9 protein-coding genes are annotated in these 11194 nt (G+C 64.9%); 4 read left to right on the top strand and 5 right to left on the bottom strand.

The window, feature by feature from the left end:
• Positions 1-3: 3 nt before the first annotated feature.
• A complete protein-coding gene (gene zwf, locus G3N58_RS18240; protein WP_167036636.1) occupies positions 4-1467 on the bottom strand; it encodes a glucose-6-phosphate dehydrogenase in 1464 nt (487 codons plus the stop codon).
• A gap of 534 nt (positions 1468-2001) precedes the next feature.
• Between zwf and G3N58_RS18235 the strand changes: the two genes are divergently transcribed.
• The 4 genes from G3N58_RS18235 (at position 2002) to ugpC (ending at position 6425) form a co-directional block, all read left to right on the top strand.
• Positions 2002-3249 (top strand): ABC transporter substrate-binding protein, encoded by a 1248-nt coding sequence (locus G3N58_RS18235; protein WP_167036639.1) that lies wholly within the window; start codon positions 2002-2004, stop codon positions 3247-3249.
• Between the two features lie 162 nt (positions 3250-3411).
• Complete coding sequence (locus G3N58_RS18230; RefSeq protein WP_167036642.1) at positions 3412-4350, top strand: sugar ABC transporter permease; 939 nt, start codon at positions 3412-3414, stop codon at positions 4348-4350.
• Positions 4340-5197 carry a carbohydrate ABC transporter permease gene (locus G3N58_RS18225; protein WP_167036645.1) on the top strand — a complete coding sequence of 286 codons (858 nt, stop codon included), beginning with the start codon at positions 4340-4342 and terminating at the stop codon, positions 5195-5197. The genes G3N58_RS18230 and G3N58_RS18225 overlap by 11 nt, the downstream gene beginning before the upstream one ends.
• Before the next feature lie 112 nt (positions 5198-5309).
• A complete protein-coding gene (ugpC, locus tag G3N58_RS18220) occupies positions 5310-6425 on the top strand; it encodes a sn-glycerol-3-phosphate ABC transporter ATP-binding protein UgpC (protein WP_167036648.1) in 1116 nt (371 codons plus the stop codon).
• 190 nt (positions 6426-6615) lie between these two features.
• Here the strand turns inward: ugpC and G3N58_RS18215 are convergent, their stop codons facing one another.
• The 4 genes from G3N58_RS18215 to trxB form a co-directional block, all read right to left on the bottom strand.
• On the bottom strand, positions 6616-7536 hold the full coding sequence (locus tag G3N58_RS18215) for a LysR family transcriptional regulator (protein ID WP_167036651.1): 921 nt from the start codon (positions 7534-7536) through the stop codon (positions 6616-6618).
• 271 nt (positions 7537-7807) lie between these two features.
• Positions 7808-8467, bottom strand: a complete 660-nt coding sequence (locus G3N58_RS18210; RefSeq protein ID WP_167036654.1) for a glutathione S-transferase family protein — start codon at positions 8465-8467, stop codon at positions 7808-7810.
• Positions 8468-8794: 327 nt separating this feature from the next.
• Positions 8795-9562 carry a Smr/MutS family protein gene (locus G3N58_RS18205; RefSeq protein ID WP_167036657.1) on the bottom strand — a complete coding sequence of 256 codons (768 nt, stop codon included), beginning with the start codon at positions 9560-9562 and terminating at the stop codon, positions 8795-8797.
• 423 nt (positions 9563-9985) lie between these two features.
• On the bottom strand, positions 9986-10987 hold the full coding sequence (gene trxB / locus G3N58_RS18200; RefSeq protein WP_205999853.1) for a thioredoxin-disulfide reductase: 1002 nt from the start codon (positions 10985-10987) through the stop codon (positions 9986-9988).
• Positions 10988-11194 lie beyond the last annotated feature (207 nt).

The raw sequence follows: 11194 nt of genomic DNA, 5'->3' as shown, positions 1-11194 counted from the left end.
CACTTAATTCTCTTCCTCGAGCCAGCAGGTGCCGTGCTGCGCGAGCATCGCGCTCGCCGCGGCCGGTCCCCACGTGCCCGCCGCGTACGGCTTGGGCGGCCGCGTCGAGGCTTTCCATTCGTTCAGGATCGGCTCGACCCAGCGCCATGCGGCTTCCTGTTCGTCGCGCCGCACGAACAGCGCGAGGCGCCCGTGGATCACGTCGAGCAGCAGCCGTTGATACGCCTCCATCTGGCCTTCGCGGAAGAACTGGTCGAACGCGAGGTCGAGGTGCACGCTCGCGAGGTTCATGCCTTCGCCGGGCTGCTTCGCAAGACAATACAGACGGATCGTCTCGTTCGGCTGCAAACGGATCACGAGCCGGTTCGCGCCGGCGCGCAGCGCCGAGGCGCCGAGCGCCGAATGCGGCACCGGACGGAAATTCACGACGATTTCGGCGACGCGATCGGCAAGCCGCTTGCCCGTGCGCAGAAAAAACGGCACCCCGGCCCAGCGCCAGTTCTCGATCTCGACCTTCAGCGCGACGAAGGTTTCGGTCGAGCTATCGGGCTTCACGCCGTGCTCGGTCGCGTAGGCCGGCACCGCGCTGCCGCGGATCACGCCCGAATGATACTGGCCGCGCACCGCGACCTTGGCGATTTCCTGCGAATCGATCGGTTTCAGCGCGCGCAGCACGCGCAGCTTTTCGTCGCGCACCGAGTCGGAATCCATCGAATGGGGCGGCTCCATCGCGACGATCGAGAGCAATTGCAGCAGATGGTTCTGCACCATGTCGCGCAGCGCGCCGGTGTTATCGTAGAAGTCGCCGCGCGCTTCGACGCCGAGCTCCTCGGCGATCGTGATCTGGATGCTCTCGACCCATTCGCGGCGCCACAGCGGCTCGAACAGCGCATTGCCGAAGCGCAGCGCGAGCAGATTCTGTACCGGCTCCTTGCCGAGGTAGTGGTCGATCCGGTAGATCTGCTCTTCCGCGAAGATTTCACCGACTGCATCATTAATTGCATTCGACGACCTGAGATCGTAGCCGAGCGGCTTTTCGAGCACGATGCGCGCGTTGGCATTGAGCCCGACCGCGGCGAGCGCGTGGCAGATCGGCACGAACAGCGACGGACCGGTCGCCAGATAGAACACGCGGATGCCGGGCAGGTCCTGAAGCGCGTCGCGCAGATGCACGAAGTCTTCCGGCTTGCCGAGATCGATCTTTACGAACTCGATGCGCGCGAGGAAGCCGGCCCATGCCGCCGCGTCGACACCGTTCTTCGACACATGCGGCTTGACATGCTCCTCGACCCATTGCAGGTACTCGCCGCGATCCGCCACATGCCGCGCCACCGCGACGATCTTGCCGCTTTCGGCCAGCATGCCGCCGGCCCGATGCGCCTCGAACAACGCGGGCAGAATCTTGCGCATCGACAGATCGCCGGTTCCGCCGAAGAGAACGAAAGTGAAGCTTGAGTCGGTTTGCATGAGTCTCCGTCGATGTCCTGAAGGGCCGCCGCGCTGAGCGCGTATCTGCACCGGAAAGGCGACCGTAGTCCGATAAAATATTTTTTGACACTGAATTGTAGTTTAACTACAATCCAAATCAAGAGGTAGCGTAAATTCGATGAAAAAAGCGTGAGCTGTTCAGGCGGTACGCGCGCTTCTGCGAATCGATGGGCGTCCCCGGCATGTTAGCGGACAACGCCCGTCGATACGTGTCAGCCGCCGCTGGCGATAGCTGGCCGAGGTCGGGTTTGCGTCGAATTTGCGTATGAAGCACCTCGAGTCTGCCGCGCGACGCGGGCAGGCAAAAATCAAAAGAGGAGACAGTCTTTGCATCCCGAACCACTCACCTCTTGAGCGTCCGGCGGCCGGACATCGGTCCGCCGGCACATGCTTCGCGCATGCGCCCGACCGTGCTCGATCGCCCAGTGTTTTGCCTGTTTGAACCAACCACAGCACCCTGGCGATATCAGGGGTCATTCGTTTTTTTGTTCAGGTGTCTGGAGGAGATAAGCAATGAAATTTCGCGCGATCATGGGCGCTCTGTGCGCTGCGGGTCTGATGTGTGGCGTGTCGGCCGTGCAGGCTGCCGAGTCGGTCGAAGTGCTGCACTGGTGGACGTCGGGCGGCGAATCGAAGGCCGTCGGCGTCCTCAAGGACGACATGACGAAGCAGGGTTACACGTGGAAGGACTTCGCGGTCGCGGGCGGCGCCGGCGCGGCTGCCATGACGGCACTGAAGACGCAGGTGATCTCGGGCAACGCGCCGAGCGCCGCGCAGATCAAGGGCCCGCTGATCCAGGACTGGGCTTCGCAGGGCGTGCTGGTGCCGATCGACTCCGTCGCGGGCGACTGGAAGAAGAACCTGCCGCCGGAAATCGACAAGATCATGCATGCGGACGGCCATTACGTCGCCGCGCCGTTTTCGGTGCACCGCGTGAACTGGCTGTACATCAACAAGGCAGCGCTGGATAAAGCCGGCGGCAAGGTGCCGACCTCGTGGCCCGAGTTCTTCGCGGTCGCTGACAAGATGAAAGCCGCGGGCATCCAGCCGATCGCGATGGGCGGCCAGCCGTGGCAGGACCTGACGCTGTGGGAAGACGTCGTGCTGTCGCAAGGCGCGGACTTCTACAGGAAGGCGCTGGTGGACCTCGACGAGAAGACGCTGACCTCGGACAAGATGGTTCAGGTGTTCGACACGGTCCGCAAGATCCAGGGCTACTTCGACGCGGGCCGCACGGGCCGTGACTGGAACCTCGCCACCGCCATGGTCATCAACGGCAAGGCCGGCATGCAGTTCATGGGCGACTGGGCGAAGGGCGAATTCTCGAACGCCGGCAAGAAGTCGGGCACCGATTTCATCTGCGCGGCCGTGCCGGGCACGGAGAAGGCCTATACGTTCAACGTCGACTCGTTCGTGTTCTTCCAGCAGAAGGACCAGAAGGCGGCAACGCCGGGTCAGCTCGCGCTTGCGAAGACGATCATGTCGCCGGACTTCCAGGAGCAGTTCAGCCTGTACAAGGGCTCGATCCCGGTGCGTCTCGGCGTGTCGATGGCCAAGTTCGACGACTGCGCGAAGAAGTCGTACGCGGATGAGCAGGTCGCGATCAAGGCCGGCGGCTACGTGCCGTCGCTCGCTCACGGCATGGCGCAGCCCGATGCGGCAGCCGGCGCGATCTCCGACGTCGTCACGAAGTTCATGAACTCGCAGGAAGATTCGAAGAGCGCGGTGCAGGCGCTCGCGAAGGCAGCGAAAACCAGGTAAGCGAAGTCAGTCGGTGAAGTAAGCGAGGCATTGCGCCCGGCGCTCTTGCAGGCGCCGGGCGCGGGCTTCATCGTGGTTTCATGGAGTCACATCCAGGCCGTCGCGGTTTCGCGCGCAACGCGCGAGCCAGCCTGACGGTCCAGTTTCAGCAGGAGTCGAGTAGTGACTGCTTCTATCAGCGGAAACGGGAAAACGGCCGCCGCCACCCGCCGCGCGTCGCCCACGGCGGCCTTGGCCGATCGCTGGATTCCGAAGCTGGTGCTCGCACCCAGCGTCGTTATCAGCCTGGTCTTCGTCTATGGCTTCATCGCAATCACCGGCTATCTGTCGCTGTCCGATTCGCGGCTGATGCCCCGTTTCGACTTCGCGGGCCTCGACCGTTACCGCGAACTGTTCGACAACGACGTGTTCTGGACCTCGGCCGCCAATCTCGGCTGGTTCGGCATTCCGTTCATCGCCATCTGCATCGGCCTCGGGCTTTTTCTTGCGATCCTGCTCGATCAGCAGATTCGCAACGAGGGCGCGCTGCGCGCCGTGTTCCTGTACCCGATGGCGCTCTCGTTCATCGTGACCGGCACGGCCTGGCAGTGGATTCTCACGCCGAGCATCGGCATCGAGAAGGTGTTTCACGACTGGGGCTGGACGAGCTTCTCGTTCAACTGGCTCGGCGACCCCGACAAGGCAATTTTCTGTATCGTGATCGCGGCGGTGTGGCAGTCGACCGGCTTCGTGATGGCGCTGTTCCTCGCGGGCCTGCGCGGCGTGGACGGCGAAATCTTCAAGGCCGCGCAGATGGATGGCGCGAGCCTGCCGACCATCTACCGCAAGATCGTGATTCCGAGCATGCGCCCGGTGTTCTTCTCGGTGCTGCTGATTCTCTGCCACATCACGATCAAGACCTTCGACCTCGTCGTCGCGCTGACCGCGGGCGGTCCGGGCACCTCGTCGTCGCTGCCGGCCATCTTCATGTACACGTTTTCGTTCAATCGCGGGCAACTCGGCGTCGGCGCGGCATCGTCGATGATGATGCTCGCCACCGTCGTGGCCGTGCTCGTGCCGCTGATGTATATGGAATCGAGGAGCACGCGCAATGCAGCCTAAGATGACGCTCAGCCGTGCCGTCATTTACGCGGCCCTGATCCTGTTCGCCCTGTACTTCCTGTTCCCGCTCTACGTGATGCTGTCGACGTCGTTCAAGGACATCGACCAGCTGCGCACCGGCAACCTGCTCACGCCGCCGTCGCACTGGACCTTCGCGCCGTGGCTCAAGGCGTGGAGCGGCGCCTGTACCGGCGTGCGCTGCGACGGCATGCAGCCGTTCTTCATGAACTCGGTGCGCATGGTGATTCCGGCCGTGCTGATCTCGTCGATCATCGGCGCGTTCAACGGCTATGTGCTCACGCACTGGCGCTTTCGCGGCGCCGATCCGATCTTCACGATGCTGCTGGTCGGCTGCTTCATTCCGTTCCAGGCGATCCTGCTGCCGATGGCACGTCTCGAAGGCTTTCTCGGCCTGTCGAACACGACGAGCGGCCTCGTGCTCGTGCACGTGATCTACGGCATCGCGTTCACCACGATGTTCTTCCGCAACTTCTACGTGAGCGTGCCGGCCGAACTCGTGAAGGCGGCGCGCATCGACGGCGCGGGTTTCTTCACGATCTTCACGAAGATCCTGCTGCCGGTGTCGCTGCCGATTTTCATGGTGTGCCTGATCTGGCAATTCACGCAGATCTGGAACGACTTCCTGTTCGGGATCGTGTTCTCCGGCGTCGATTCGATGCCGATCACGGTGGCGCTGAACAACCTCGTGAACACCTCGACCGGCGTGAAGGAATACAACGTGGACATGGCCGGCGCGATCATCGCGGCATTGCCGACGCTGCTGGTCTACATCATCGCCGGACGCTATTTCGTGCGCGGCCTGACGGCCGGCGCGGTGAAGGGCTGAACGAGGACCGGGCGAGGAGCCACTCCCTTGAGGCGCGGCGGCGCATCGCGAAGAGAGCGCCGCCGTCACACAGACGTTTTCAGGCAGTACCAGAGAATAGAGGATTCACAGCATGGCAAGCCTTTCCATCCGTGACGTGTACAAGACTTACCCGAACGGGGTGCCGGTTCTGAAGGGTGTCAACATCGACATCGAAGACGGCCAGTTCCTGATCCTGGTCGGCGGCTCGGGCTGCGGCAAGTCGACGCTGCTCAACATGATCGCCGGCCTCGAAACCGTGACCAAGGGCGAGATCCAGATCGACGGCAAGACGGTCAACAATCTGTCGCCGAAAGACCGCGACATCGCGATGGTGTTCCAGTCGTACGCGCTCTATCCGTCGATGACGGTGCGCGAGAACATCTCGTTCGGCCTGAACATCCGCAAGGTGCCGAAGCAGGAGCAGACGCAGATCGTCGAGCGCGTGTCGAACACGCTGCAGATCAAGCATCTGCTCGATCGCAAGCCGGGCCAGCTGTCGGGCGGCCAGCGCCAGCGCGTCGCGATGGGCCGCGCCCTCGCGCGCGATCCCGTCATGTTCCTGTTCGACGAGCCGCTCTCGAACCTCGACGCGAAGCTGCGCATCGAGATGCGTTCGGAAATCAAGCTGCTGCATCAGCGCCTCGGCACGACGATCGTCTACGTGACGCACGACCAGATCGAAGCCATGACGCTCGGCGACCGCATCGCGGTGATGAAGGACGGCATCGTGCAGCAGTTCGGCGCGCCGCAGGACATCTACGACTCGCCGTCGAACCTGTTCGTGGCGGGCTTCATCGGCGCGCCGCCGATGAACTTCATCGAAGGCAAGCTGGTCGAGCAGGGCGCGGGCGTCGGCATCGAACTCGATACGGGCGTGGCGCGCAAGGTGCTGGTGTTGCCGTTCGATTCGTCGAAGGTGCGCTCGCACGTCGGCAATAACGTGATCCTTGGTCTGCGCCCGGAGCGCATCACCGATGCGCGCGGCGCGCACGGCGACGACGGCAAGCTTCAGCCGGTCGAAGTGAAGGTCGACGTGATCGAGCCGACCGGTCCGGACACGCTCGTGTTCGCGCAGGTCAACGGCAAGCGCGTGGTGAGCCGCGTGCACCCGGCGTCGAACCCGCAGCCGCAGACGAATACGACGCTGCTGTTCGATACGTCGAAGGCGGTGTTGTTCGATCCGAGCAATGAAGAGCGGATTGCCTGATTGGGCGGTTTGCCGCGATTTGCAGTGCTGTAGCGCGGCGGTTTGCTCATCGTAGTTCGCGCGGCAGGCCGTGCAATGCGTTGAGTGCGCTGCTGCTGCATTGAAAAAGCCCCCTGCGTCGTATGGACGCAGGGGGCTTTGTGTTTGGCGCAGGCTGCATGAGGCTGAGGCGTCCGATGCTCCCGACGCGTTAGGCCCCGTCCGGCAAACGCAAATCCGGATTATTGCGCGCCAGCTCGCTGACCCAATCGATGAACGCGCGCAGCCGCGAACTCAGGTTGCGGCGATGCGCGTACAGGATCGACAGCGGCGTGCCGGGGCTCGTGTAGTTGCCGAGAATCTCGGTGAGCGCGCCTTGCTCGATCAACTCGGCGACCATGAAGCGCGACGGCTGGATGATGCCGTGGCCGAGCACGCCGGCGGTGATGTACACCGAGCCGTCGTTGACGGCGAGCGTGCCCGTCATCGCAATCCGCTCGATCTCGCCCTCCACCTCGTATTCGAACGGGAACGTCTTGCCGCTGCGCGCGGACACGTAGTTGACCGCGCGATGCCGGTCGAGCTCCGCGAGCGTGGCCGGCGTGCCGTGCTTTTCCAGGTACGCGGGCGAGGCGCACGTAACGATGCGCGCGAGCCCGATGCGCCGCGCGACGAGGCTCGACTCTTCCGGCGTGCCCATGCGGATCACGCAATCGACGCCGTCCTGAATCAGGTCGATGTTGCGGTCCGCGAGACCGAGCCGCACGTCGATCGCGGGGTACTGGCGGTAGAAGTCGTCGAGCGCGGGCAGGAGCAGCGAGCGCGCGAGCGTGCCCGACGTATCGACGCGGATCGTGCCGGCCGGGTTTTCGCGCTTGTTCGACAGCGACGATTCGGCATCGGTGACGTCGGCGAGAATGCGCACGCAGCGCTCGTAGAACTCGGCGCCGTCTTCGGTCACGCTGACCTGGCGTGTCGAGCGGTTCAGCAGGCGCACGCCGACGTGTTCCTCGAGCGCCTGGATCGTGCGGCTCACCTTGGCGCGCGGCAGGTCGAGCGATTCGGATACCTTGGTAAAGCTGTTTGCTTCGACCACACGCGTGAAGATCTCCATCGCTTCGAAACGGTCCATGGTATGCCTTGTGGGTGGTGAGCCGGGGAAAGGTCGAGACGCGCTTGCGAAATGAAGTCTACAGCGAGGAAAGGGGGTTGTCTGCGCGTGGGGGCGAGCGGTGAGGGCGCGCGCAGCCCGGTCGCGGTGGGGGCGACTGGTGCGGCGGTTGTGCGGGTTGCGGCCGTTGTGTCCACCGCGTTTGCCGGGGGCGCGGGGCTTGCCGAAGGCCGCTGAAGTTGCCGTGTTTGCTGGGGTTGCCGAGGTCGCCGCGGCCAATGCTTTGCCTCGCTCAATCGCGGTCCGGCGCGCCGAGCGGAAAGAAATGACGATACGGCCGTGCTTCGTCGACCGCGCGCGCGAACGATGGCCGCGCCAGCAGCCGCTGCCGGTACGCGCGTACGTGCGCGAAGGCCGGGTCGATCGGATGCGTCCAGTCGGCGTAGAACAGGAACGGGCCCGCGCCGCAGTCGGCGAGGCTGAAGCGGTCGCCGGCGGCCCATTCGCGGCCGGCCATGTGTTTGTCGAGCCACGCGTACGCGGTATCGAGCATCGCGCGCGCCTCGGCGACGCCGCGCGGATCGCGCTCGGCCTCGGCGCGCAGGCTGTCGTAGACGATCCGCTGCTGCGGCGTCGAAATGTAGTTGTCGAAGAAGCGGTCCATGCCGCGCACGTCGAGCGCGGCGCGCGCGTCGGCGGGCAGCAGTGCGACCGGGCCCGGATGATAGAGGCCGAGATATTCGATGATGATGCTCGCCTCAGCCACGGTCCGGCCGCCGTCGACGAGCACCGGAAAGCGCTTGATCGGCCAGAGCGCGGCGAATTCGGCCATGATCTGCGGGTCGTCGTGCGCGAGCAGGCGCATCTCGAACGGCGTGCCGTTTTCGTAGAGCGCGGTCAGGACCTTCTGGCAGTAAGACGAGAACGGGTGGGCATAGAGCTGTAGAGGCATCGCGATCACCTTTTGACGGTTGCACGGCACGGTGCGGTGGCAATGGCGGCCACCGCGCGACGGCCACGATGGCCGTTTACCCGACGACGAACGGCGGCAGCGAAAATCGACAGCTTGCGATGAGAGTGTGGAAGTGCGGCCGCGTGACCACAAGCTCACGCGAGACCTTGCGGGTTATAAGCGGGGATGCGTGGGCGGGGCCGCCCAGCGGCTCGGGCTCAGGTCCGGAGCCAGAGCCAGAGCCAGAGCCAGAGCCAGAGCCAGAGCGGCCCAGGTCTTAGCCCAGGCCGAGGCTTAGCCTCGCAGCCTCGCCCCCGGAGAGGCCCGTCAACCCTTCGCCTGCACCCCATGCGCCGGCAACGCGCCCGGTTGCAGCAGCACGACCACCGCGCCGGCACCGCCGTCGTGCGGCCGCGCCTGACAGAACGCGATGACCTCGGACTTCTGCACGAGCCATGCGCGCACCTTGCCCTTCAGCACCGGCTCCTTGCCGATCGACCCCAGGCCCTTGCCGTGGATCACGCGCAAACACCGCAAGCCGCGCCTCACCGATTCGCGGATGAACTCCGCCAGCGCCTCGCGCGCTTCCTCGCGCCGCATGCCGTGCAGGTCGATTTGCGCCTGCACGATCCAGTCGCCGCGCCGCAGTTTGCGCACGACGTCGCGGCTCACGCCGGGGCGGCAATACGAGAGCGTCTCGTCGGTTTCGAGCAGCACCTCGGGATCGAATTCATCGGAGATCGCTTCGTGCAGCACAGCCTCTTCGTCGAGCAGCGTTTGCACCGGCAGCGGCGGCGGGGGATTGCGTGTCAAGGTCGCGCGCGGCGCCGCCACGAGCGGCGCGACTTCGCCGATCTCGTGGCGGAACAGGTTGGCGTCCGCCGCGGCTTCGCGCTGCGCCGCCCGGGCCGCCGCCTGTTCGCGCTCGCGCTGCTCGGCATCGCCCTTCAACGCCTCGCGTAGCGCGCCGAGACCGGCGAGCCCCGTCGTGCGATCGGGTTTCGGCACGGCTGCGGGTGCCGCTGGGGCCGGCGCGGGCCGTGCGGCGGCTTGCGGGCGTTTCGGTTCGTTGGGGTGGGGCAGATTCTTCGGCATATCGGCAATACACGGAAAGAGTAGGTCGGTCGCGCGGGGCTTGGGCGGCGGATGCGTTGGCTTGCAAGGTTGGCTCAAGCGAAGCGCGAAGATCGTGCGCCGGTGCCAGCGAGCGCAAGTCGGACACGCAAGCTCGGCGGGACGCTTGGCGCAAAGCCTGGCACAAAGCGCTCGATGAAGCGCGGCACACAGCACGAGCGCGTCACACGAAGCCTGGCGAGAAGGCGCAACGCGCAAAGTGCATCAAGCAAGTGCATCACGCGGACGCATCGCAAACCCTCAATCCGAGCGCGCCGGACACAAAAAAGGCCGCCGGCTTTTCAGCCGCGGCCTTCTTTCGGTCGGACGGCCGGGCTGCGCCCTGCCGTCATTTTACCGTTGCGCTTTCCCTCACAGTCCCGCATCGCGACGAAGCGCTGTGAATCAACGCTCCGCTTCCTGGCTCATCGCGTGCTCGCCGGCCATCTCGTCGATGGTTTCGAGGTAGCGCTGTGCGTCGAGCGCGGCCATGCAGCCCGTGCCCGCGCTCGTGATCGCCTGACGGTACACGTGGTCCTGCACGTCGCCGGCGGCGAACACGCCCGGCACGCTCGTCGCGGTCGCGAAACCGTTCAGGCCGCCCTTCGTGATGATGTAGCCGTTCTTCATCTCGAGCTGGCCTGTGAAGATGTCCGTGTTCGGCTTGTGGCCGATCGCGACGAACAGGCCCTGCAATTCGAGGTCGGTGGTTGCGCCGGTTTGCGTATGCTTGATACGCAGTCCGGTGACGCCGGACGCGTCGCCGGTCACTTCGTCGAGTACGTGATTCCACTTGATCTCGACGACGCCTTCCTTTTCCTTCGCGAGCAGGCGGTCGATCAGGATCGGCTCGGCGCGGAACTTGTCGCGGCGATGGATCACGGTCACCTTCTTGGCGATGCCGGAGAGGTACAGCGCTTCTTCGACCGCGGTGTTGCCGCCGCCGATCACGGCCACGTGCTGCTGCTTGTAGAAGAAGCCGTCGCAGGTCGCGCAGGCCGACACGCCCTTGCCCATGAACGCTTCTTCCGACGGCAGGCCGAGGTATTGTGCCGAGGCGCCGGTCGAGATGATCAGCGAGTCGCAGGTGTATTCGCCCGCGTCGCCGATCAGGCGGATCGGCTTCTCGTCGAGCTTCGCCGTGTGGATGTGGTCGAAGATGATTTCGGTGTTGAAGCGCTCGGCGTGCTCGAGAAAGCGTGCCATCAGTTCCGGGCCTTGCACGCCGTTGGCGTCGGCGGGCCAGTTCTCGACGTCGGTCGTGGTCATCAGCTGGCCGCCTTGCGCGAGGCCCGTGACGAGCACCGGCGAGAGGTTGGCGCGCGCCGCGTAGACCGCCGCCGTGTAGCCGGCGGGACCGGAGCCGAGAATCAGAACCTTGGCGTGTTTCGTTGCAGTTGCGGGCATGATCGAATCCTTGTGCAGCGCGCGGCCCGCTCATGCGAGGCCGTGCGGTTTTGAGCTGAAACGGTAGATGGGTGTCAGTCCGGCATTATAAAGGGCGAGGCGCGCGGCTGCGCCATGAAGCTTTCCGATCGCCGCGATAGGGTGGCGGCATAGGCCGGCGCCATGGCTGCGCGCGGGCGGACAGCCGGACGTCGGGCACGCGGCTCG

The sequence above is a fragment of the Paraburkholderia sp. Ac-20342 genome (assembly GCF_017104985.1).
In the GTDB taxonomy this organism is placed as follows: domain Bacteria; phylum Pseudomonadota; class Gammaproteobacteria; order Burkholderiales; family Burkholderiaceae; genus Paraburkholderia.
The sequence above is the reverse complement of the archived record's forward strand: the minus strand, read 5'-3'. Positions and strand labels throughout refer to the sequence as shown.

Excerpts from the sequence above, each read along its gene's own strand:
- G3N58_RS18210 (WP_167036654.1), bottom strand. The coding sequence starts at position 8,467 with ATGCCTCTACAGCTCTATGCCCACCCGTTCTCGTCTTACTGCCAGAAG.
- G3N58_RS18225 (WP_167036645.1), top strand. The coding sequence starts at position 4,340 with ATGCAGCCTAAGATGACGCTCAGCCGTGCCGTCATTTACGCGGCCCTG.
- G3N58_RS18235 (WP_167036639.1), top strand. The coding sequence starts at position 2,002 with ATGAAATTTCGCGCGATCATGGGCGCTCTGTGCGCTGCGGGTCTGATG.
- G3N58_RS18215 (WP_167036651.1), bottom strand. The coding sequence starts at position 7,536 with ATGGACCGTTTCGAAGCGATGGAGATCTTCACGCGTGTGGTCGAAGCA.
- zwf (WP_167036636.1), bottom strand. The coding sequence starts at position 1,467 with ATGCAAACCGACTCAAGCTTCACTTTCGTTCTCTTCGGCGGAACCGGC.
- G3N58_RS18205 (WP_167036657.1), bottom strand. The coding sequence starts at position 9,562 with ATGCCGAAGAATCTGCCCCACCCCAACGAACCGAAACGCCCGCAAGCC.
- ugpC (WP_167036648.1), top strand. The coding sequence starts at position 5,310 with ATGGCAAGCCTTTCCATCCGTGACGTGTACAAGACTTACCCGAACGGG.
- trxB (WP_205999853.1), bottom strand. The coding sequence starts at position 10,987 with ATGCCCGCAACTGCAACGAAACACGCCAAGGTTCTGATTCTCGGCTCC.